Annotated in this window: 18 protein-coding genes; 7 read left to right on the top strand and 11 right to left on the bottom strand. The window is 66.8% G+C overall.

Features of this window, described 5'->3' with window-relative positions; translation table 11 throughout:
- Window positions 1-9 precede the first annotated feature (9 nt).
- From uidB to FHJ30_RS03965, 9 genes are all read right to left on the bottom strand, one after another.
- Window positions 10-1,443 carry a glucuronide transporter gene (gene uidB, locus FHJ30_RS04005; protein ID WP_240793573.1) on the bottom strand — a complete coding sequence of 478 codons (1,434 nt, stop codon included), beginning with the start codon at window positions 1,441-1,443 and terminating at the stop codon, window positions 10-12.
- A 174-nt stretch (window positions 1,444-1,617) separates the two neighbouring features.
- Entirely contained in the window at window positions 1,618-3,024 is a 1,407-nt protein-coding gene (locus FHJ30_RS04000; RefSeq protein WP_139027955.1) for a mannitol dehydrogenase family protein, read from the bottom strand.
- A complete protein-coding gene (gene uxaC, locus FHJ30_RS03995; RefSeq protein ID WP_139027954.1) occupies window positions 3,021-4,421 on the bottom strand; it encodes a glucuronate isomerase in 1,401 nt (466 codons plus the stop codon). Before uxaC ends, FHJ30_RS04000 begins: the two co-directional genes overlap by 4 nt.
- A 4-nt stretch (window positions 4,422-4,425) precedes the next feature.
- Window positions 4,426-5,331, bottom strand: a complete 906-nt coding sequence (locus FHJ30_RS03990) for a sugar phosphate isomerase/epimerase (protein ID WP_139027953.1) — start codon at window positions 5,329-5,331, stop codon at window positions 4,426-4,428.
- Between the two features lie 4 nt (window positions 5,332-5,335).
- A complete protein-coding gene (locus tag FHJ30_RS03985) occupies window positions 5,336-6,502 on the bottom strand; it encodes a Gfo/Idh/MocA family protein (RefSeq protein WP_139027952.1) in 1,167 nt (388 codons plus the stop codon).
- Window positions 6,499-7,347: a sugar phosphate isomerase/epimerase gene (locus FHJ30_RS03980; protein ID WP_139027951.1), complete on the bottom strand. Its 849-nt coding sequence runs from the start codon at window positions 7,345-7,347 to the stop codon at window positions 6,499-6,501. The genes FHJ30_RS03985 and FHJ30_RS03980 overlap by 4 nt, the downstream gene beginning before the upstream one ends.
- Before the next feature lie 2 nt (window positions 7,348-7,349).
- Complete coding sequence (locus tag FHJ30_RS03975) at window positions 7,350-8,273, bottom strand: carbohydrate ABC transporter permease (RefSeq protein ID WP_139027950.1); 924 nt, start codon at window positions 8,271-8,273, stop codon at window positions 7,350-7,352.
- A complete protein-coding gene (locus FHJ30_RS03970) occupies window positions 8,270-9,283 on the bottom strand; it encodes a carbohydrate ABC transporter permease (protein WP_139027949.1) in 1,014 nt (337 codons plus the stop codon). Before FHJ30_RS03970 ends, FHJ30_RS03975 begins: the two co-directional genes overlap by 4 nt.
- Window positions 9,284-9,289: 6 nt before the next feature.
- Window positions 9,290-10,648 (bottom strand): ABC transporter substrate-binding protein, encoded by a 1,359-nt coding sequence (locus FHJ30_RS03965; RefSeq protein ID WP_171058908.1) that lies wholly within the window; start codon window positions 10,646-10,648, stop codon window positions 9,290-9,292.
- Window positions 10,649-10,851: 203 nt separating this feature from the next.
- Here FHJ30_RS03965 and FHJ30_RS03960 point away from each other — a divergent pair, with 203 nt between their 5' ends.
- On the top strand, window positions 10,852-11,904 hold the full coding sequence (locus FHJ30_RS03960) for a LacI family DNA-binding transcriptional regulator (RefSeq protein WP_139027948.1): 1,053 nt from the start codon (window positions 10,852-10,854) through the stop codon (window positions 11,902-11,904).
- Between the two features lie 87 nt (window positions 11,905-11,991).
- Here the strand turns inward: FHJ30_RS03960 and FHJ30_RS03955 are convergent, their stop codons facing one another.
- Window positions 11,992-12,336: a hypothetical protein gene (locus tag FHJ30_RS03955; protein ID WP_139027947.1), complete on the bottom strand. Its 345-nt coding sequence runs from the start codon at window positions 12,334-12,336 to the stop codon at window positions 11,992-11,994.
- Window positions 12,337-12,501: 165 nt separating this feature from the next.
- Between FHJ30_RS03955 and FHJ30_RS03950 the strand changes: the two genes are divergently transcribed.
- The 3 genes from FHJ30_RS03950 to FHJ30_RS03940 all read left to right on the top strand — a co-directional run bounded on the left by FHJ30_RS03950 (window position 12,502) and on the right by FHJ30_RS03940 (window position 14,712).
- Complete coding sequence (locus tag FHJ30_RS03950; RefSeq protein ID WP_139027946.1) at window positions 12,502-13,158, top strand: hypothetical protein; 657 nt, start codon at window positions 12,502-12,504, stop codon at window positions 13,156-13,158.
- A gap of 78 nt (window positions 13,159-13,236) precedes the next feature.
- Window positions 13,237-13,950 (top strand): YcnI family protein, encoded by a 714-nt coding sequence (locus FHJ30_RS03945; RefSeq protein ID WP_139027945.1) that lies wholly within the window; start codon window positions 13,237-13,239, stop codon window positions 13,948-13,950.
- Between the two features lie 108 nt (window positions 13,951-14,058).
- Window positions 14,059-14,712, top strand: a complete 654-nt coding sequence (locus FHJ30_RS03940; RefSeq protein WP_240793572.1) for a DUF4232 domain-containing protein — start codon at window positions 14,059-14,061, stop codon at window positions 14,710-14,712.
- Between the two features lie 88 nt (window positions 14,713-14,800).
- Here FHJ30_RS03940 and FHJ30_RS03935 read toward each other — a convergent pair whose 3' ends face one another.
- A complete protein-coding gene (locus tag FHJ30_RS03935) occupies window positions 14,801-15,262 on the bottom strand; it encodes a DUF4383 domain-containing protein (protein WP_139027983.1) in 462 nt (153 codons plus the stop codon).
- A 188-nt stretch (window positions 15,263-15,450) separates the two neighbouring features.
- Here FHJ30_RS03935 and FHJ30_RS03930 point away from each other — a divergent pair, with 188 nt between their 5' ends.
- From FHJ30_RS03930 to FHJ30_RS03920, 3 genes are all read left to right on the top strand, one after another.
- Entirely contained in the window at window positions 15,451-16,977 is a 1,527-nt protein-coding gene (locus FHJ30_RS03930; protein ID WP_139027943.1) for an FAD-dependent oxidoreductase, read from the top strand.
- Window positions 16,978-17,133: 156 nt separating this feature from the next.
- Window positions 17,134-22,269 (top strand): DEAD/DEAH box helicase, encoded by a 5,136-nt coding sequence (locus FHJ30_RS03925; RefSeq protein WP_139027942.1) that lies wholly within the window; start codon window positions 17,134-17,136, stop codon window positions 22,267-22,269.
- Entirely contained in the window at window positions 22,262-23,092 is an 831-nt protein-coding gene (locus tag FHJ30_RS03920; RefSeq protein ID WP_139027941.1) for an Fpg/Nei family DNA glycosylase, read from the top strand. Before FHJ30_RS03925 ends, FHJ30_RS03920 begins: the two co-directional genes overlap by 8 nt.
- The last annotated feature ends 4 nt before the right edge of the window (window positions 23,093-23,096 follow it).

Genomic DNA, 23,096 nt, shown 5'->3' with positions numbered 1-23,096 from the left:
AATGGAATGTTAGTTGAAGGTGGCTGCCGGGGGTTTGGCGGCGGCAGCGTAACCGCCGTCGGTGCCATCGGGGCTGCCGGCGGCACTGCCGGTTGACCCGGCGTCGGACTCGCTGCTGGTGCGGCGGGCGCGTATTTCCGTGAGGATCCGGGCGTGCAGGGCGTCCGTGAGCTTGTATTTGGACATCACCAGGACGGCCAGGATGGTGAGGACGGCCGGCATGGCGCCTGCGGCCACCTGGATCCCGAAGACCGCGTCGGCAGTCTGCGTGGCACCGGACTTGTACCCGCCAAGCGCCAAGGCGTACGCGGCGAGCGCGCCGCCCACTGCCTGGCCGGTCTTGCGGGTGAAGGAGAAGAGCGCGTAGGTGATTCCTTCGGTGCGGACGCCGGTCTTCCATTCGCCGTATTCCACCGTGTCGGCTTCCAGGGCCCACACCACGATGTTGACGGCGAGGACGCCCGCCAGGCTGAGCAGCAATCCGCTGAAGCCGATCCAGACCTGGCTGGCAGGAGTGAAGAAGATGATGGTGCCGCCAACGACAGTCAGCAGTGACGAGTAGATGTAGACGCGCTTTTTGCCGATGCTGCGGACCAGCCGCGGCATAAAGGCTGCCAGGGCGAACGTCAGGACCAGCTGCGCGATGGACAGGACCGGGTAAAGGTCCAGCCGGCCCAGGACGTCACGCAGGTAGTACAGCTGCACGGAGGTGAGGGCCAGGTAGCCGGTGAGGAAGAAGAATGAGCTCAGGCACAGCATCAGGAGGGGCTTGTTGGTCTTGAGCGTGTCCATGCTCTGCTTCAGGGTGACGTTCGGAACGGCGCGGTGGACGCGTTCCTTGGCGGTCAGCACGGTGAAGAAGTAGAGGGCAGCGCCGATCACCACGAAGACCAGGGTGATGGTGGTGAAGGTTCCCTGCAGGTCAGCACCCGGCTTGATCAGCGGCGCCACGAAGATGCCGAGGGCGGAACCGACCAGGAGCGCACCCACCATGCGGGCGGAGCCGAGCTTGGCCCGCTCGCCCGGGTCCTGGGTCATGGCCCCGGCGAGGGAGCCGTAAGGAATGTTGACGAGGCTGTACGCCAGGCCGAGGGCCGCGTAGGTGACGTAGGCGTAGAGCAGGGTGCCGGATTCGCCAAGCTGCGGCACGGAGAACGTTGCCACGCTCAAGAGGAGCAGCGGGATGGAACCGAACATGATGAAGGGCCGGAATTTGCCGAACCGCTTGCTGAATGCGCGGTCCACAACGCGGCCGGCGAAGACGTCGGCGAAGGCGTCGAAGATCCGGACGGCCAAGAGCAGGGTGCCTGCCGCAGCCGCGGAAATCCCGGCAACATCCGTGTAGTAGACCAGCAGGAACATGGTGGCCGTGGTGAAGGCGAGGTTGTTTGCGGCATCGCCGGCGCCATAGCCGACGATGCTCAGTTTGCTCAGCTTTTTCATGGTGTGGGCTCCTTTACCCGGGTGCCGTCCCCGTGGAACCGGCAAAAACGTGGAACCGGATGGCAACAAACGGCAACCGGTTGCCATCCAATTTACTTGAAACTTCATCAGTACACAACAGCCCGGGTCCCGAATGGTTCCGGGACCCGGGCAGGAGTACGTGTTTGTCCACGGCTACCGCGGGACAGCAGCCCGCGGTTGAAAAGTCCCACACAGGCCTTCGATCAACTCCACTGCGGCGGCGTCCCCGGCGAGGGCAGGGTCCACCAAGGCCACGAGGGCACGGATCCGCTCCCTGCCGGTGAGTGAGTTCGCTGCTGCCACCTCGCCGGCAAGCGGATCCTGAACCGGGCCGCCAACCGTGTAGTCCAGCCACGCAGCGATCATCAGCGCAGCGGCTGCGCCCGACCGCCCGGCGGCACGCTCCGCCAGTATCACGGGGACGGCCCGCATCCGCAGCTTCGTGCTGCCGTCCATTGCGATCTGCGCCAAGTGGTGGGCAATCCGGGCGTTCCGGAACCGCGCCAGCAAGGCGGCGCGGTAGGCCGGGATCTGGAGATCGACTCCATCACCCTCCATGTCCCTCAGGTTGGTTTCGGCCTCGTCCCAGAAGGCCTCCACCGCCTGCAGGCAGCGCGGGTCCGCCAGGGCCTCCGCCACGGTGGTATGGCCGCGGAGTTGGCCGGAATACGCGAGCAGGGAGTGGGCACCATTCAAAAGCCAGAGTTTGCGGTTCTCATAGGGTTCGATGTGGTCCACGAACACGGCACCGGCGTCTTCCCAGTGCGGACGCCCGGCGGGAAAGTCCCCGCTGAGCACCCAGTTGGCGAAGGGCTCCGCCACCACCGGCGACGTGTCGCGGTAGCCACAGGCGGCCTGGACGGCCGCGATGTCAGCCTCCGTGGTGCGTGGTGTTATGCGGTCCACCGAGGTGCTGACAAAGCTGACGTTGGCATCGATCCATCCGGCCAGGTCCGCATCCCAGGCTTCGGCCATGCCCGTGATGGCGTGGTGGGCGATGCTGCCGTTGTGGGCGAGGTTGTCGCAGCAGACCACGGCGAGCGGTCCTGCAGAAGCAGCCCGGCGGGCGGCAAGGGCGAACACGAGGCGGCCCAGCGGCGTCGTCGGTTGTCCCTTGCCGGATGCGAGCAAGGCGAGGTCGGCAGCCACGTCGGGCGCGGTGCGGTCCAGCTGGCCGTCGGACCCGATGCCGTAGGCGGCTTCCGTAATCGTCAGCGTGATGACGGCGGTACCCGGGGCGGCCACCAGATCCGCCAGTCGCTGCACGTCGGCGCCGTCCACGGCCTCCACGATGCTGCCGACGACCGTAAAGGAGTCCCCGCCGTCGGCACGCTCAACCAGGGTGAACAAGCCGTCCTGCGCTGCGAGCGCCACGGCAGCATCAGGCCGCCGTCCGGTGAACGCCGCGATACCCCACTCGGCCCCGTCACCGGCATGCTGGGTGTACCAGGCCTGGTGCGAGCGGTGGAACGCCCCGAGTCCAAGGTGGACAATCCGGACCGGTGCCTTCGGAGCGTTGACCAGCGACCGGTTCAGCACGGGAACTTCTGTAGCGCTCACAGCTTGAAGACCCTTCGCGGGGATGAATCCACGATGTCCACGATCAGTTCACGGGCGCGTTCTTCGCTGATGCGGTGCTCGGCTACCAGGCGTGCCAGGAAAGCCGACTCGATCCGGCGTGACGTGTCGTGGCGCGCCGGGATGGAGCAGAAGGCCCGTGTGTCATCGATGAATCCCGAGGAGCGTGAGAAACCGGCGGTTTCCGTCACCGCTGCGCGGAAACGCAGCATGGCATCCGGCGCGTCGAGGAACCACCACGGGGCACCGATGTAGACGGACGGGTAGAACCCCGCCAGCGGCGCCAGCTCCCGCGAGAACACCGTCTCGTCCAAGGTGAACAGCACCAAGTGGAAGTCCTTGGCCGTGCCGAAGTCCTGCAGCAGGGGCCGGATGGCCTCGGTGTAGTTCACGGCGAAGGGAATGTCGTGGCCAGTATCCGCGCCGTATGCCTCGAAGGTAGGGCCATGGTGGTTGCGGTACGAACCTGGGTGGATGGTCATGACCAACCCGTCCTCCACGGACATCCGTGCCATCTGGTACATCATGTGGGCTTCGAAAGCGTCGCGGTCCTCCGGCGTCGCATTCCCCGTCCGCGCACGCTCGAACAGCCGTTCCGCGTCGGCGTGCTCCAGCTTCAGGGTGGCCGGTGTGCGGACGCCATGGTCGGCGGACACGGCCCCGTTCTCCACAAAGTGGCGGCGCCGTGACTCCAGCGCACTGATGTAGCCGGCATACCCCGAACCGCCCCCGCCGGCAGCAATGAGCCGCTCCACATTGTCCTGCCAGGCCGGATGGGCGATGTTGAGGTACTGGTCCGGCCGGAAGGTGGGCAGGACGCGCCCGGCGAAGGCCTGGTCCTTGGCCAGGGCCGCGTGGCTGTCCAGCGTGTCCAGCGGATCATCGGTGGTGGCCAGCACCTCGATGTTGAATTCCTTGAACAGCTGCCTGGGCCGGAAGCCGGGTTCGGCAAGCTTGGCCGAGATCGCGTCATAGATCCGGTCGGCGTTCTCGGCCGTGGGCTCCTGGTGCACACCGAACACGTGCTCGAATTCCTGCCGGATCCAGTATCCGGAAGCGGTTCCCTCAAAGGCGGGCCATGCGGCACAAAAGTTGCGCCAGACCTGCCGGGAGTCCGCGGCGGAGCTGCCCAGGCCCAACTGGTCCATCGGGACGCCGCCCGCGTGGACCAGGCGGGTCACGTAGTGGTCCGGGGTGACCAGCAGCGCGGCGGGATCCGGAAAGGGCAGGTTTTGTTCGATGACCCCGGCATCAACGTGTCCATGCGGGGAGATGATCGGGAGGCCGGCAACGAGGTTGTAGAGCGAACGGGCAATCTCCCGCACGCCGGGTTCTGCGGGCAGGAGCCTGTCGGGGTGGGATGCTATTGAATGCGCCATGGCGTCAGCGCGCCCCGGCCCCTGCAGTGAGCCCGGCGATGGCCGCCGTACGCCGCAGGTAGTCAAGATTGCCGGCAGTGCGCTCAGCAAGGGGCAGCTCCGTGGAGAAGTCTTCCACCGTCACCCAACCGTCATAGCCATGGGCCGCCAGCGCCTTGAAGTATTCGAGGACGCTTCCCTGTCCCGACTGGAGCGGCGCCCACTCGTTGCGGAACACGGCTGCACCGGATTCGTCCGTTGTGTCCTGGCGGACCCAGACGGCGTTCTTGACATGGATGTGTGCCAGGTATTCCCCCAGCAGTTCGAAGGCAGGAAGGTAGTCTTCCTGGCCCTCGATCAGCAGGTTGCCGAGGTCGTGGATGACCCCCACGTGCCGGGGGTCCAGGCCCTCCAGCAGGCGCCGCGCCGAGGATGCCGACGCCGTGATGGTGCGGTGGTGCAGCTCCACGAGTGCCTTGACGCCGTGGTGGGCGGCCCGTTCAGCCACCCATTCGAAGTCACGGCGCGCCGCCTCGAACAGGGCCGGATAAGGAATCCCGCTGGGCGCTTCAGTGCCCCATTCCGCCGTTCCCAGCGGAAGTGTGGTGACGCGGACCTGGCCCGCGCCCAAGGCGGCCGTAGCTGCCAGCACGCGCTCGACGTCGTCGTGGTTGTCGCACCGCGCGTAGCCCCCTACTCCGGAGAACTCCAGGCCGGCGTCGCGGGTGATCGTGGCAACCCGCCCCAGGTTGTCCTCAAGGCCGGTCAGGGGGATCGTCGCTTTGTTGCCGGCCCAGAAACCGGGTTCGGGCGCCTCGGCCTGGTCCGTGATCCGCCACTCGATGCCGTCCCAGCCTTGGCCCGAAAGGTGGGTTACGGCTTCCTCGGGAGTCCAGTCGGGCGTGGACGCTGTGAATACTGAAAATTTCATTGCTTCAGGCGCTTTCTGTCGCAGTGGAGCCGGTGCGGACCTCAAGGTCGTTGTACTTGCCGGCCAGGACGTCATCGAAGAGGACTGCCTGGTTGAGCGTGGCGGACACGTAGACGGCACGCACGGTGGCCAGGGCGTTGACTGCATCGCTGACGGTGACGCCGGGCCGGCGGCCTTCGGTGATGGCCCCGAGGATGTCGCGGTACTGGCGGATGTGTCCGGCGGGGTACACCGTGGGGTCCTTGGCCTCGTAGTCCTCTGCCGGGTACTTGGCCAGTTCTTCCTGCGCCTGGTTGCCTCCGCCCTGCAGCCCCATGTCCGCGGAAGGGCCGCCGTCGTCCTTGGCGTGGAAGTAGTGCAGTTGGTCGTTGTCCACCACGGCGGAGCCTTCCGAGCCCATCAGCTGCACCCGTACCGTCAGGCCAGGGTATGCGGCGGTGGTGGCGTGCAGCACTGCCAGGCCGCCGTTTTCGAAGGTCACGGTGGCGACGGCGGTGTCCTCCACCTCGATCCGTTCGTGTGCCAGGCGGGCTGTGTGCGCGTGGATTTCCACGGGCCTGCCCATGAACCACAGCAGCAGGTCAACGGTGTGGACGCCCTGGTTCATCAAGGCGCCACCGCCGTCCATTGACCAGGTGCCCCGCCAGTCACCGGAATCGTAATAGCCCTGCCCGCGCCACCAGGCAACAGAGGCTATGGCAGAGGTCAGCCGGCCGAACCGGCCTTTGGCCACGGCGTCCGCAACCGCAACGCTGGCCTGGTCAAAGCGGTGCTGGCTGATGACCGAAGCGACCACCCCGCGGCGGGCGGCGTCATTCGCTGCCGCCTCGATCTCCTGCGCGCGGCTCAGGTCCACGTCAAGGGGTTTTTCGATGACAACGTGCTTGCCGGCCGCGAGGACTTCCAGGCCCTGCTGGATGTGCAGGCCGCTGGGGGTGGCCAGCGCCACCAGGTCGATGTCCGTCGCGGCAAAGGCGTCCGCGATGGACGCGTGCACGGAGGGCCTGGGGCGTCCGCTCTTTTCGATGAAGTCGGCAAGGGCAACAGCGGCGTCCGGGATAGCGTCCACCAGCGCCACAATGCTGGCCCCGGGGAACTCCTGCAGGGCAACCGCGTGGGTGCGGCCGATGACGCCGCAACCCGTGATGGCAACCTTCAACGTCTCACTCATACTGTCTGCACTCCTGCTTCCGCTGTGACTTTTGCAAAGGCCCGGGCAGCAATACCGAAAGCTGTGGGGCCGGAGAAACCGCCGAGGCCGTGGGCGCCGGCAAGATGCGGCTCCAGGGAAGCGAAGCCGGTGAAGCCGTCGGCCTTCAGCGCTTCGACGGTGCGCAGCACGTCGCCGTCGCCCTCCCCTGCCGGGACCACATGTCCGTTGGAGAACAGGGCATCCTTGACCTGGAGGTATTCCAGGTGCGGGCGCAGCTTCGCGTAGGCCTCGTCAAAGGGCTTCACGCCCACCTGCACGAAGTTGGCCGCGTCCCACGCCACTTTCAGCGCAGGCGAGCCTACGCTTTCGATGATGTCCAGCACGCGGTCCGGAACGTCCCCGAAGATGTCTTTTTCATTTTCGTGCAGCAGGACCACGCCCTCTTCTTCGGCGACGGCGGCGAGCGCGCGCATCCGCTCGATGACGGCGTCACGGATGCTCTCCACCGGAACGGACTCGCCGTAATAGAAGGAGAAGATCCGGATGTACTTTGCACCCAGGACCTTGGCAGCATTTGCTGCCCGCCGCAGGCGCTCCACTTCGTGTTCCACGGGGAGGCTGACGTCCACCTTGCCGATCGGAGAGGCAATCGCGGAAACCTGCATGCCCTTGTCCTTGAGCAGCCCGGCGAGTGCCGCGAGCTGGTCATCGGACAGGTCCACGATGTTGGTGCCCCACGCGCTGCGCACCTCGATGTGATTGGCACCGAGTGCCTGCAGCACCGCGATCTGCACGGCGGGGTCGTCGTCGATTTCGTCTCCGAATCCGGACAGGGCCCACGAGACCTGGGTGGCTGGAACCATGGTTACTTAACTCCTCCGGCGGTGAGTCCGCCCACTAGATAACGCTGGAAAATCAGGTAAAGAATGACTACGGGGGCGGCACATACCAGGGCCGCTGCCATCATCTGGCCGTAGAACGGAATGGCGCCGCCTTCCTGGGAAGCACCGAAGATCTGCAGTGCCACTGCCGCGGTCTGGCTTTCCGGTCGGGTCATGACGGAAGCAAACAGGACGTCATTCCATCCCAGCAGGAAAGCGAAGATGCCGGAGACCACGATGCCGGGCCAGCTCAGGGGAAGGATGATCCTGAACAGCACGCCCAGGTTGCTTGCGCCATCGATCCTTGCCGCTTCCTCGAGTTCCTTGGGAAGCCCGCGCAGGTAGGTGACCATGACCCAGGTGGAGAACGGCATGGCGAACGTCAGGTAGGTGACAAAGAGTCCCCATTGGGTTCCGATGACCTGGATGCCCAGGTAGGTGGAGGCCGAGGAGAACAGGACGAACACCGGCAGCACCATCAGGGTCCCCGGCACTGACTGCAGTGCAAGGAGGCCGCGCAGGATGGTGAGGCGGCCCCGGAAGCTGTAGCGGACCAGGACGAACGCTGTTGAGACGGACAACGCTGCGGACACAACTGCCGTTGCACCCGCCACCAGGACGCTGTTGGCAAGTCCCGTGGCCAGTCCGACGCTGGTCCAGATCTTCGAGTAGTTCTCAAGGGTGAAGCTCGAAGGCCAGAATTCGCCGTTGGCCACACCGATGTCCGAGTTCACGGACGCCAGGAAGATGTAGAACACGGGAATCAGGACCAGGGCCCCGAGGAACACCAGGATGATCGCGAGCAAAGGCCCCGGGAGCAGCCGCAGGACTTCGTGCTGGCGCTTGGATCCCGGACGCGGCATGTCCGCGGTTGCCGTACTCCGCCGGGTGGCAGTGGAGGTGCTCATTTCTTGGCTCCAGGTGACTCGGCGTCGTCGAGCTTGACGGCGCGCAGGTAGACAAACAGCGGAATGGCGATCAGGACCAGGGAAACGAAGGCCATGGCAGCGCTCAGCCCGAAACGGAAGCTTTGGAAGCTGGTGACGTACGTAAGGATCGGCAGGACTTCCACGTCTGCAGGGGCCGGAACTCCAAACAGGACGTAGGGAAGCGTGAAGTTGTTGATGTGGTGCAGCATGCCGATCAGGAACGCGAGCGCGAGCGGTCCCTTCAGGTAGGGGAAGATCACGTAGCGCAACTTGTTCCACCACAGTGCGCCGTCCAGCGCTGATGCCTCGTGGACCTCATGGTCAACGGACTGCAGCCCGGACAGTGCGAGCAGGTAGATGAAAGGCCAGGAAGCCCAGATCTGGACCAGCACCAGCGTCCAGAAGGTCTGCGGTCCGTTCAGCCAGAGGCCAGCCTCGATGCCGACGGTCCCCAGGGCCTTGTCCACGATGCCGTCCGGCTGGAACATGGTGCGCCAGATGGTCGCCACCACGAACGACGGGAGCACGTAGGGGATCAGGAAGATGGACCGGATCACGGCCCGTCCCTTGAACGCGTTCTGCGTAGCGACGGCGGCAGCTATGCCCAGCGGCAGGGTCACCACCATTGCCAGCAGGGAGTAGCTGACGCTGAGCCAGGTGGCGTGGAGGAGGGGTGAGGAGGTCAGGGCTTCGACGAAGTTTTCGACGCCGATGAAGGGCGAGCTGACCCACTTGCGGAGGGTGTACTGGTCCAGGTTGAGGGTGGACATGTAGATGCCCAGCAACAGCGGCAGGACGATGATGATGATCATCAGCGCTCCGCCCGGGATCAGCATCCACAGGGGTCGGTTGCGTTCGCTGAGGCCTTTGCGTCGCGGGATTTTCTGCCCGCCCGGCTCGTGGCCGGCTACGTCAGCGGTGGAGTGTGCCGCCCGGCTTGCGGCGGACTCCGCCGCAAGCCGGACTTCATTGGAAGCGTCGGTTGACATCAGAACTTATCCCTTGGAGGCCCGGTCCAGGGAAGCCTGGCCCTTGCTCTGCGAATCCTTGATGCGTGCTTCGAGGGCTGCACTGTCCACCTTGCCGGCGGCAAGGTCCGGGACGGACTGGACCGTGACGTTCAACAGGCCAAGCTGGATGTCTCCCCAGGCTCCCGTGAAGGGCGTTGCCTTGGACTTCGCGGCAGCGTCGGTGATGGGCTTGAGCTTCGGGTTTCCGCCCAGCTCCTTCAGGGCCTCCGCGTTGGCCGGCAGGTCACCGAAGATCTTCTGGTAGTTCAGCTGCTCCTCTTTGGAGGTGATGAGCTTGATGTACGCGAAGGCCAGGTCTTTCTCCTTCGAGTAGTCCGCTACCACCAGGTTGTCGCCGGACAGGATGCTTGCTGCGTCCTCATTCTTGGAGCTGGACTCGCCCGGAGGGGTGGTAGGCATCAGCGCGTACTCGTACTTGCCCGCGACGGCTGATTTCTCAAGGGTTGGCAGGGAGCTTGAGGTGGTCATCATCAGGTAGCCGGCCTTGCCGCTGGCAAAGGCCGCAACGGCGTTGCTGTTGTTCCAACCCACGGAGGCCGGGTCAACGATCTTGTCCTCCGTCAACCAGCCGAAGTAGGTTTCGTAGGCCTTCTTGACGGTGGGGTCATCAAGCTTGAGCTTGTTGCCGTCCACGATCGGGTTGCCCGCCTGGACGGCCATCGCCCAGATGAACTTCCAAGGGTCGAAGTTGTCCTTGTATCCGGTGGCCAGGCCGTAGACGCCGTCCTTGGTCATCTTCTTCGCCTGCTCCGCGAGCTCATCCCAACTGGTGGCGGGCTTTTCAATTCCGGCGGCAGCCAGCAGTTCCTTGTTGTACGCCATCACGAACGGACGGCTGACGAACGGAATGCCGGCCTGGTTCTGCTCGTCCGGGCCGGAGATCCCCAGCGCAGCCTTGTTGAACCGGTCCTTGCCGCCCACCTTCTTCCAGTCGTCGTCGGACAGGGTTACAAATGCCTTTGTGGCGTAGGCAGTCGGCGTGAAGGTGGTGCCCAGGCCGTAGATGTCGGGGCCCTGGCCTGAGACAACCGACGTCTGGATGCGGGTGAGCTCATCGTTGGCCGAGGCAAAGGTCTCGAATTTCACCTCGGCACCGGTTTCGGCCTTGAACTTGGCGGCGATGTCGCTTTGCCACTGCTTCTGCTGTTCCGGGTATTGGCTCAATACACCGACGAGGACGTTGAGGGTCTTGCCCGTTCCGTCCACCTTTCCGTCAGCGTTTGTTGAAGAGTCAGTAGTGCCGGAGCCGCCGCCGCAGCCGGTTAATGCCAATGCCGCAGCCGTAACGATTGCCGCGAGCCCGGAAGACGATTTAAACCTCATTGTTTTCTCCTCTTGGACACCCACATGGCCACAACGTCTAGTGGCGCGCATCACTGCAGGCGATTCGGAACTCAGTCTAGGGAGCTGGCAACTCGTGCGGCAAGCGGTTGCCAAAAGTTGCCAAAAGATGTTTCCATTGAGTTACCGCGATTCCACCGTGGATGAAGGACCGGGTACTTTCTCGGCACGAAAGGACTGGGCCAATGACTGCGGAAACGACGGGATCACGCACCGAAGGGGCGGGGGAAGGACGCGCGGCCGCGGAAAAACTTCCAACAATCCGGGACGTCGCCCAACTCGCGGGAGTGGCCACATCAACGGTTTCGCGGGCGCTCTCCAAGCCCGACCGGGTCAACCGCCACACCAGGGAACGCATTGAGGCGGCGGCGGCGCAGCTGAACTACGTGCCCAGCTCGCAGGCGCAGGGGCTGAGCTCGGGGCGCACCAACGCCGTCGCCGTCCTCGTGCCGGACATTACGAACCCGTTCTACTTCGACATCATCCGCGGCACCCAACACCAGCTCAAGGCGGCGGGGTATACGCAGCTCCTGGTGGATACCGAGGAATCCAACGAAATGGAGCTTGAAGCGCTTCACAAGATGAGGCGGTCTGCCGACGGCTTCATCCTTGCGGCCTCGCGTTTGACCGATGCGCAACTGGCCGAGGTGTCCGAGACCCAGCCGCTGGTGACGATCAACCGGGCGTCCACCAGCGCTCCCACGGTGGTCATCGACACGCCCTCCGCGATCATCCAGGCCCTGGAGCACCTTGCGTCGCTGGGCCACCACCGCATCTGCTACGTCAGCGGCCCGCCCACATCCTGGTCCAACCGGGCGCGGTGGAAGGTCTTCGAGGAGGAATCATCCAAACGCGGAATGGAGACCCACCGCATCGGTCCCTTCACGCCCAAAACCACCTCCGGTGCAGCTGCGGCAGACGCGGCGGTACGCACCGGCGCCACGGCGTGCATCGTGTTCAATGACCTCCTGGCAATCGGAATGCTCCAGCGGCTTCGTGAGCGCGGAATCCGCGTACCGGAGGACATCAGCATCGTCGGATCGGATGACATCTTCGGAGCGGACTTCTGCAACCCCCCGCTGACCACCATCGCCAGTCCCATCGAGCAGGCCGGCCGCGTGGCGGTATCCATGCTGCTTTCCCAGCTCAATCCCGTTCCCGGCCGCTCCAGCCGGCAGCTTGCCGTGATGCCCACGCACCTTACGGTGCGGGCATCCACGGGGCCTGCACGGGCTTGATCGGGGCGGCCGCCCCGTCGACTGCTCCGTATCTGCCGTTTTCAAGGACCTAAACGGCAGGTACGGAGCAATCGACGCGTGTTCCCGCTAGAGGCGGTCCGTCCTGTCCTCGCCCTTGTGGCCCGCTCCGCGCAGGTTTTCCTGCACCTTGCCGAAGAGGTCCTTGATGGTGGATTCAGCGTTGGTGATGACGTCCACCGGAACGTAGACGTCGTGGCTAAGCGGCAGGTCGTATTCATCCTTCAGGTGCGTGCCGTTTCCAACGCCCTTCAGGGACAGGTAGACCATCGCCTCCGTGCGGGCGATTCCGGCGAGCTTCCCAAACACGATGGTGAACTCATTGGGCTGGAAGCTGATGGTTTGGCCGATGTTGCTGCGGCCAAGTTCACCTGCGGGAACAACCTTCTCTGACTGGCTTCCGGTGTAGTCCATAAGCTTCTCCTCAACATCGCCGACAGTTACGCAGGCAGTCTAACCCGGCCCTGAAGAGGCGGTACATACCGCGGGGCAGGGCTCGGCTCCCCCTGCCGCCACAGGCACGGGCAGGCCGCGGATAGAATCTGTACGACTGACTTCAGACCGGGAGGGGGACCGTCCGTGCATGCACGCCGTCCCCGTATCCCCTTCCACTTTCTCCGCGCCTCGGCGGTGGCCACGGCCATCCTGACCCTGGCCGCCGGGGCACACCTGGCTGGCGGCGGCGCGCTGCCGGCGCCCACCGTCATGCTGGCGGTGCTGGCATTGACTGCACTGGGCAGCACCACCGCGACCCGCCTGCGGCTGCGGTTCCCCGCCGCGGCGGCCCTCCTGGCAGGCGGGCAACTGTTGCTCCATGAGGTCTTTGCTGCCGCCGGCGTCCCCGCGGCCGCCGCCGGATCCGGCACCGCCACGCCCCATGCCAGCCACCTGTCCGGCGCCGCCGGGCTGCCGGCGGTGCTGGACCATCTCTACGGGACCGGGATCTACGGGACGGAGATCTACGGGACGGGGGCAACGTCCGGGCCCCTGATGCTTGCGGCCCACATCCTGGCGACGCTGGGGTCCGCGCTCCTCCTCGCCAAGGGCGAGGACGCGCTGTGGGCGCTTGCTGCCTGGCTTCGGCCCCTGGTGGCGCTCCCCCGGCCGGCAGCGTACGACGGCGGCGCCGCGCCTTTGGTTCCTTTCGCACCTTCCGCAGTGCCGCTGCGTCCCTGGCGCAACCTCCGGCAGGACAGCCGGCGCGGCCCGCCGTCCGCCGTCGCGCTTTCCTCCTGACCCCGCCGGATCCTGCCGGCGCTGGACCCAAAAAACTTACGCACCCCGGCTGTTCCGGCGTGCGCCAGAAAGGCAACCATGAACACCCCATTCCTTCGCCGTGCCCTGAAAACTTCCGCCGCAACCGGCGGTGCGGCCGCGCTCCTGCTGGCAGCCGCCGGCGGTGCCGCCGCGCATGTCGGTGTAACGCCGGACAAAACCTCGGCCAACTCCTATGCCCTGCTCACCTTCGCGGTCCCCCACGGCTGCGACGAGTCGGGCACCACCAAGGTGGCCATCACCCTCCCGGCGGAACTCAACGATGCCCAGCCCACGGTCAACCCCAACTGGACGGTGGAGAAGGTGACCGAGCAGCTCGCCGAACCCAGGAAACTCGCCGACGGCACCTCCATCACCAAGCGGACCAGCCAGGTGGTCTACACAGCCAAGGCACCCCTGGAACACCAGCTCAGGGACACCCTGGTCCTCTCAGTGAAACTCCCGGATGCGGCGGGGACAACACTGTATTTCCCCACCCTCCAGACCTGCGAAACGGGGCAGACCGACTGGTCAGAGATCGCAAAGGACGGCCAGGACCCCCACTCCCTGAAGGCTCCCGCGCCGTCGGTCACTGTCACCGAGGCAGCGGGCGGCGGCCACGGGACGGACACCGCAGCAATAACCGACGGCGGGGCGGACGCACGCAGCTGGGCGGGGCTGGCGGCCGGGGTCGGCGGGCTGGTGCTGGGCGGCACGGCGTTCGTCCGGAGCGCCGCACGGCGTACCAACGCGCCGGCCTCCCCGGCCCGGTAGCCGCCACGGGACGCTTTGATGCCCGGATCATCACGATCCGGGCATCAAAATGCCCTGCGGCCTCGTGGCGTCGTTGACGCGGACACCTGGTGCGGCGAAGGTGGTGCCATGAGGTCTCAGCGAATTTTCCAGGGGTTGGTCATGTCCACGGCTGCCGCGGCAGCAGCATTGATGCTCAGCGCCTGCAGTCCAGGCCAATCACAAGCGCAGACTACTCCGTCAGGAGGCACCGGCCCAGCCACCAACTCAGCCAGCCCGGACGCAACGTCCGCCGCTCCCACCACGCCTGCACCGCCGTCGTCCGCCGGAACACCCGGCAGCGACACCCCGGCGCCGGGGGCACCGGCCCGCTGCAAGGCGGCAGGGCTTACGGCTGCCACCGATGCGTCAGGGGGCGGGGCGGCCGGCAGCGTCTACATGAAGCTCAACCTCACCAACACCGGCTCAGAACCGTGCATCCTCCAAGGGTTTGCCGGCGTTTCCCTGGCGGCGGACGGCGCCGGCGCCCCTATCGGAGCGCCCGCAACCCGGGATGAAAGCACGGCCCCGGCCGACGTCCTCCTGGCCCCCGGCCAGACCGGTTCCGCCGTGCTGCGCTACACACAGGCCGGAAACTATTCTGACTGCGCCATGGTGGATGCGGCCGGGTACCGCATCTACCCGCCCGAGGACACCGAATCCCTGTTCCTGGCCCAGCCCACACGGGCCTGCAGCAATGCCGGGATCACGCTGCTGACAATTGGGCCGTTCCAGCCGGCCTAAAGCCTTTCCCGTCGAAGTCCACATAGAAAACTGCAGGCGGTCCGGCACGTGCCGGGCCGCCTGCAGTTTTTTGTGCTGTGGTGCTTGCCTAGTGGGCTGTGGTGGTGCGTCCCGCGCGGGCGGTACCCCGCGACAGGGCGAATCCCAGGCCAATCATGGCGACGCCAAGGACGAAGTGCAGCCAGTCGTCCGCGACGTTCACGGGGACGAAGTTCGCTGCGGTGTCCTTGCCGATCAGCAGGCCGTAGATCCAGAGGACCAGGTAGATGGCGCCGCCTCCCACCAGGTAATTCCTGGACTGCGCGGCACTGCGGGCCATGGCGATGCCGGCCGCGCCGAAGAGCAGGTGGACGATGTTATGGAGCACCGACACCTGGAAGATGCCCAGCAGCATCGCCTCCGAGCCATGTCCTGCGAAGCCCAGTGCCTGGTAGTTGGTGGTGATGCCGGGGATGAATCCCAGGAGGCCCACCAAGAGGAAGACTGCACCCACTGCAAGGGCGGCCTTTTGAATGTTGGTTCGGCCTACTGTGCGACCGTCGGAACTCATGCTTGTCATGATCTCTCCTGTTTGCCGTTGTGTTCACACCGTGGCTGCCGGGCTGCCACCTGACCATAGACTTAAACCCCGACATCGTAAGTATACTTAGCAAATACGCCGCGGATAGCTGGGGATTCATAACAGACCCATCACAAATGGCCCGACCAGGGCCTGGAGAAAAGGCAGGCTGAGCAGGCATGACGTCGATTTGGTTGGATCGGGCGGACACCTTCGCAACAGACCCGTTCGAGCCCGGAAGCAGCTATGACACGGTGGTGGCGGGAGCCGGGCTCACAGGCCTCGTCACGGCGCTCCTGCTGGCCCGCTCAGGGCAGAAGGTGCTTGTCCTGGAAGCCAGGTACCCCGGTGCCGTGACCACAGGAAACACCACGGCCAAGGTGTCCCTGCTCCAGGGGACTTTCCTGTCGCAGCTCGCCCGCCAGTACTCGCAGAAGCAGGTGCAGGCATATGTCGACGGCAACCGGGAGGGCCAGGCCTGGCTGCTGCGCTACCTCGACGAGAACGGGGTGCCGTACGAGCGCAGGGATGCCTACACCTACGCCGCATCGCCCCAGGGCACGGACAAGCTCCGTGAAGAGGTGAGTGCGGGCACCACCGCCGGGCTGGACATGGAATACGTGCGCGACGCCGGCCTGCCGTTCGCCGTCCACGGCGCCGTGCGCCTGGCAGACCAGGCCCAGATCAACCCGATGTTGGTGCTGGACACGCTGGTGTCCGATATTCGCGGCCGGGGAGGGTCGATCGTGGGCGGCGTGCGGCTGCAGGACGTCACGGGCTCCGGGCCCGCAACTGTCCACACAGCACAGGGCAGCGTCACGGCCAACGAGGTTGTGCTGGCCACCGGCATCCCGGTGCTGGACCGCGGCCTGTACTTCGCCAAGCTCACGCCCAGCCGTTCCTACGCCGCGGCGCTGCAGCTGCAGGAGGACCAGGCGCCTCCGCCGGGAATGTACCTCTCGGTGGAACAACCCACCCATTCCCTGCGGGACTATGAGATGGACGGCCGCCGGCTGCTCCTTGTGGGCGGGCACGGACACCACGTTGGCCGGGCGCGGTCCGAGAAACACCACCTTGGCAGCCTCCTTGACTGGGCCGTGCAGCACTATCCCGGTGCGGTGGCCACCCACACCTGGTCGGCGCAGGATTACCTGCCGACCAACCTCATGCCCTTCTTCGGCAAGTTCCCCCGCGGCAAAGGCCACATCTACTTCGGCACCGGCTACAACAAGTGGGGCATGACCAACGCGGTGGCCGCCGCCGTCGGCATTTCCGCTGACATCCTGGGCGGGAACGTGCCGTGGGCTGACACCATCCACCACCGCGTCACCGCACCCTCCGGCGCCCTCTCCGCCGTCGCGCTTAATGCTGGAGTGGCAGCCAAGCTGGCCTCCGGCTGGGGGCAGGTGGCGGCCCAGGGCCTGCGGAAGGACACGAAGGACCAGGCCGCTGAGCACGCCCCTGTTGTTCCGGCCGAAGGCGAGGGGAAGGTCTACCGGGAGGGACCCAAGCCCGTGGCCGTGTCCACCGTCGCCGGCACCACGTGCAGACTGTCCGCCGTGTGCACCCACCTCGGCGGCATCCTGCACTGGAATGACAGCGAGCTGACGTGGGACTGCCCGCTGCACGGCTCCCGTTTCGGCAGCGACGGGAAACTCCTGGAAGGTCCCGCCACCAAGGACCTCCCGGCCGCAGGAAAGGCTTGAACCCGGCGTTGGAGACGCCGGCGTCCCGCCCGGAACCGAAGTCGCTGGAGTGCTGCAAGGGCGCGGAAGTTTCCGGCGGCCTGGCAGCTCTCCAGCGGACCCGCGGCCCGGGTGGGCACCGCTTGGACTGTCGGTGGCGTGGGGCATGATGGAGGCATGATCCAGGAACAGGCCATGGCACAGTTCAGCCGGCCCACCAGGGACTGGTTCCTCGGCGCCTTCTCAGAACCGACCCCCGCCCAGGAGGGCGCCTGGCGGGCGATTTCCTCCGGTTCGCACGCCCTGGTGGTAGCTCCTACCGGCTCCGGAAAGACCCTTGCGGCCTTCCTCTGGGCGCTGGACCGGCTGCTCGTCGCCTCCACGGAGGCAACCGAGGCTGCCGGCCGCGATGCCGCCGGGGCAAGCAGCGCCGCTGCCACTGATCCCGCTGCAAAGGGGCCGGCAAAAGGCAAGCGGATCCGGGCACCCAAACGCAAGACCCGTGTCCTCTACATCTCACCGCTGAAAGCCCTTGGCGTGGACGTGGAGCGGAACCTCCGCTCGCCGCTGATCGGCATCACGCAGACCGCCAAGCGGCTCGGCCTGCCGGCACCGCTGACCACCGTGGGCGTCCGTTCCGGGGATACTACGGCGGCAGACCGCCGCACCCTGCTGGCCAACCCGCCGGACATCCTCATCACCACCCCGGAATCGCTGTTCCTGATGCTGACATCCAGGGCACGCGAAACGCTGGCCGAAGTGGACACCATCATCATCGATGAGGTCCACGCCGTAGCCGGCACCAAACGCGGCGCCCACCTTGCCGTCTCGCTCGAACGGCTGGACGCCTTGCTGCCTAAGCCGGCGCAGCGCATCGGCCTTTCCGCCACCGTGGAACCCAAGGAGCTCGTGGCGCAGTTCCTCGCAGGTTCCGCACCAGTGGAAATCGTCGCCCCTCCCGCGAAGAAGAACTGGGACCTCACCGTCTCGGTCCCCGTCGAGGACATGTCCGATCTCCAAGGTGCTGCCGGCGCTTTCGACTCGGGCCCGGCCTCCGGACTGCAGCCGCAGGCCTCCATCTGGCCGCACGTGGAAGAGAAGATCGTGGACCTGGTCCTCGCCAACCAGTCCACCATCGTCTTTGCCAACTCCCGCCGCCTGTCCGAGCGGCTCACGGCACGGCTCAACGAGATTTACGCCGAGCGGCAGCTCGTGGCAGTGGGCGGCGGCTGGGATGATCCGGCTCCGCAACCGGCGGCACCAGGTGTTCCTGCCTCCACGGCCACGCCGGCGCACATGATGGCGCAGGCGGGAAGCTCGGCGGGGGCGGATCCCGTCCTGGCCCGCGCCCACCATGGCTCAGTTTCCAAGGACCAGCGGGCGCTCATCGAGGACGACCTGAAGTCCGGGCGGCTGCGGTGCGTGGTGGCCACCTCCTCCCTGGAACTGGGCATCGACATGGGTGCCGTGGACCTTGTGGTGCAGGTGGAGTCACCGCCCTCCGTGGCCAGCGGCCTGCAGCGGGTTGGCCGCGCCGGCCACCAGGTGGGTGAAGTCTCCCAGGGCGTCCTCTTCCCGAAGCACCGTGCCGACCTTGTCCACACAGCCATCACCGTTGAGCGGATGCTGGCCGGCAAGATCGAGCGCCTCAGCATCCCCGCCAATCCCCTGGACATCCTGGCCCAGCAGACCGTCGCTGCCACCGCCCTGGGCAGCATCGATGTTGAGGAATGGTTCTCCACCGTTCGGCGCTCCGCCCCCTTCGCGTCCCTCCCCCGCTCCGCATTCGAAGCCACCCTTGACCTGCTGGCCGGCCGCTACCCGTCGGACGAGTTCGCCGAGCTGCGTCCCCGGATCATCTGGGACCGCAACGCCGGCACCATCGAAGGCCGGCCCGGGGCCCAGCGCCTCGCCGTGACCTCCGGCGGTACCATCCCGGACCGTGGCCTCTTCGGCGTGTACATCATTGGCACCGAGGTGGAAGGTACCGGGTCCCCTTCCGCCGACGGCAAGCCGGCGCCCGCCCCGAAAGGCGGCCGGCGCGTTGGCGAGCTGGACGAGGAAATGGTGTACGAGTCGCGGGTGGGTGACGTCTTTGCCCTGGGCGCGACGAGCTGGAAAATCGAGGACATCACGCACGACCGCGTGCTTGTCTCCCCGGCCTTCGGCCAGCCGGGCAAGCTCCCCTTCTGGAAGGGGGATTCGCTGGGGCGGCCGGTGGACCTGGGGCGCGCCCTCGGCGCGTTCGTCCGCGAACTGTCAGCGTCCGACGCCGGCCCTGCCACCGAACGCTGCCAGGCAAGCGGCCTGGACGCTTTCGCCGCAAACAACCTGATCCAGTACCTGGGCGAGCAGAAGCAGGCCACTGAAGTGGTCCCCAATGACACCACGCTGGTTGTCGAGCGGTTCCACGATGAACTGGGCGACTGGCGGGTGATCCTGCACAGCCCCTTCGGCATGCCGGTGCACGCGCCCTGGGCCCTCGCCGTCGGGCAGCGGCTCCACCAGCGCTACGGGATGGACGGCTCCGCCATGGCCGCCGACGACGGGATTGTCCTCCGTGTGCCGATGATGGAGGATGAGCCGCCGGGAGCCGAGCTGTTCCTGTTCGATCCCGAGGAGCTGGAGCAGATCGTCACCGCCGAGGTGGGCGGCAGTGCGCTCTTTGCGTCGCGGTTCAGGGAATGTGCCGCCCGTGCCCTCCTGCTGCCGCGGCAGACGCCCGGCAAGCGGCAGCCGCTGTGGCAGCAGCGGCAGCGCTCCGCGCAGCTGCTCGACGTTGCCCGGAAGTACCCCACATTCCCCATCGTGCTGGAAACCGTCCGTGAGTGCCTGCAGGACGTTTACGACCTCCCGGCCTTGAAGGACATCGCGGCGTCCGTGGAGCGGCGCGAGCTGAGGATTGTCCAGACCACCACCTCCCAGCCGTCGCCGTTCGCCAAGTCCCTCCTGTTCGGGTACGTGGCACAGTTCCTCTACGAGGGCGACTCCCCGCTGGCTGAGCGCCGGGCTGCCGCGCTGGCCCTGGACTCCACGCTCCTCAACGAGCTGCTGGGGCGAGTGGAACTGCGTGAACTGCTGGACCCCAAAGTTATCGAGGCCACCGAGCGCGAGCTGCAGCGGCTGGCCGGCGACCGGCGCGTGCGGGGCATGGAGGGCGTAGCAGACCTGCTGCGGCTCCTCGGCCCCCTGGCACCGGAGGAGGTGGCTGCCCGCCTGGAACCGACCGCGGCGCTGGAGCCTGCCCCCGCGGCTGAGCTGGCCCCGGCAGTTGAGGCCGCCCCGCTTGAGCCTGCCGAAGCCGGTCCCGCACCCACCCCTCACGCCCCCACCCCGCACGCCGGACCGGCAGAAGCCGCCGCCCACCTCATTGCCCTGCAGCGGGCAAACCGGGCCATCAAGGTAAACATTGGCGGCGTGGAACGGTTCGCCGCCGTTGAGGACGCTGCGCGCCTCCGCGATGCCCTTGGCGTTCCGCTGCCCATGGGCGTCCCGCTCGCCTTTATCGAGCCCGTGGCGGACCCGCTCAGTGACCTGGTGTCGCGCTATGCCCGTACGCATGGGCCCTTTACTGCAGCCGAGGCAGCAGCGCGGCTCGGCCTGGGCGTGGCAGTCGTGGGCACGGCTTTGAAGCGCCTGGCCGCCGACGGGCGCGTGGTGGAGGGCGAGTTCCGGCCGCACGCCGCACCGCTGGAAGCGGGACCCCCTGACGCGGCACACCCCGAGGCGGCACAGGCTGACGCGGCACATCCGGAAGCTTCCCGGCACAGCACGGTTGATGGCGGAGCCGCTCCCGCCAGCGGACTGGAAGAAGGTCCGCAGCCGACAGGTGGGATGCCCGCGCCGAGCCTGTCCCCACATCCTGCCGTCAGTGAATGGTGCGATGCCGAGGTCCTGCGGAAGCTCCGCCGTCGTTCGCTGGCAGCCCTCCGCGCTGAAGTGGAGCCGGTGGACGCTGCGGCTTATGGGCGCTTCCTGCCTGCGTGGCAGCATGTCAGGACCCCCGGAGCCGGCCGCGGCCAGCCCTCGCTGAGGGGCCTGGACGGCATCGTGACCGCCGTCGACCAGCTCTCCGGAATTCCGGTGCCGGCGTCGGCGTGGGAACCCCTGGTCCTCGCCAGCAGGGTCTCCAACTACCAGCCGGCCATGCTGGATGAACTCATGGCCGCCGGGGAAGTCCTCTGGTCCGGCGCGGGCGCCCTGCCAGGAAATGACGGCTGGATCAGCCTTCACCTGGCCGACTCCGCGGAACTGACCCTGAACCCCGCGGTCGAGTATGAACCGGGTGACGCCCAGCAGCGTCTGCTGGACCACCTGCGGAACAACGGCGGCGGCTACTTCTTCCGGCAGCTGACGGATGTTGCCGGCGGCATGGACTCCGTGCTCAGCGACCAGGACGTTGTCGCGGCGCTCTGGGACCTGGCCTGGGCGGGCCGGATCACCGGGGACACCTTCGCCCCGGTCCGCGCGCTGATTGCCGGCGGACATACGGCGCACCGGCAAGTGGCCCGGGCACCGCGTGCCAGGGCGCCCAGGCTCAGCAGGCTGGGCCGTTCGCACGGCAGCGGGCTCATGGGCTCGCCGGGATTGGCGGGCGGGCGTTACGGCGCCTTGGCCGGGGCGGCAGCAACTCCCCCGATGGCGGCCGGCCGCTGGTCCGCCCTTCCGCAGCCGGAACTGGACGCCACTATCCACGCCCGCGCCACTGCCGAGCTCCTGCTGGACCGCTACGGCGTGGTCACCAGGGGTTCCGTGATGGCTGAACAAATCCTGGGCGGCTTCGGCCTGATGTACAAAGTCCTGGCCAGGCTGGAGGAGGCGGGGCGCTGCCGCCGCGGCTACTTCATCGAACACCTTGGCGCGGCCCAGTTCGCCGTTCCGGCTACTGTTGACCGGCTGCGCTCCTATTCAGAGGACAGCCAGCTCGCCAAGCCCGAGCCGGTTGCCCTCGCCCTGGCCGCCACGGACCCCGCCAACCCCTACGGCGCCGCGCTCCCCTGGCCTGCCCTCCATGACGACGCCGGCACCGGGCACCGGCCCGGGCGGAAAGCGGGCGCCCTGGTGGTGTTGGTGGACGGGGCGCTGGTCCTGTACGTGGAACGGGGCGGGAAGACACTGCTGGCCTTCAGCGACGACGATGCCGTGCTGGCGGCGGCGGGCACAGCCCTGGTGGGCGTGGTGACCCGCGGCGCCGTGGACAAACTGATCATGGAGAAGGTCAATGGCCACGGCATCCTGGACACCCCGGTGGCTGCAGCCCTCAGCTCCGCCGGCGCCTACTCCACCCCTAAAGGACTGAGGATCCGTGCCTGAGGGTGACTCCGTCTGGCGGGCAGCCCACCAGCTGCACCAGGCCCTGGCAGGGCAGACCTTGCTCGCCTCGGATTTCCGCGTTCCGCGTTTCGCCACCCTGAACCTGGCCGGCTGGACCGTGGCCGAGGTAGTCCCCCGTGGCAAGCACCTGCTGATGCGCGTGGTGGGACCGGACGGCAAAAGGCTCACCATCCATTCCCACCTGAAGATGGAGGGGACCTGGCAGGTCTACCCGCCTGGCGGAAAGTGGCGGAAACCCGGCTACACGGCCCGGTGCGTGCTGCGCACTGCGGCGGCGGACGCCGTCGGATTCTCGCTGGGCATCGTAGAAGTGGTGGCCACCGCAAGCGAAGATTCGATCGTGGGGTTTCTTGGCCCGGACCTGCTGGGACCGGACTGGGACCCGGACGAAGCAGAGCGGCGGATCCGCTCCGCCCCGGACGTGCCTGTGGGCGTGGCCCTCCTGGACCAGCGGAACCTTGCCGGGATCGGCAACATCTACCGGTGCGAGGCGTGCTTCCTGTCCAGCGTGCATCCGGCCTCGCCGGTCTCCTCCGTGGCGGACCTGCGGACCCTGGTGACGGACGCCAGGCAGCTCCTGGAGGTCAACCTGGGCCCGGGCCGCCGGGTCACCGTCCTCAACGCCAGGGGCATGCCGGTGGGCAGGATGGCCGGGCGGCCGGGCTACTGGGTGTACCGCAGGGAGCACCAGCCGTGCCTCAAGTGCGGAACCCCCGTCCGGCGCGGCGTGCTGGGCAAGCTGAACGGCGATGAGGAACGGGACATCTACTTCTGTCCCAAATGCCAGCCGTTACTGTCCTAGGATT

Origin of the sequence: Arthrobacter sp. BB-1, from assembly GCF_006151685.1 — a bacterium.
In the GTDB taxonomy this organism is placed as follows: domain Bacteria; phylum Actinomycetota; class Actinomycetes; order Actinomycetales; family Micrococcaceae; genus Arthrobacter.
The sequence above is the reverse complement of the archived record's forward strand: the minus strand, read 5'-3'. Positions and strand labels throughout refer to the sequence as shown.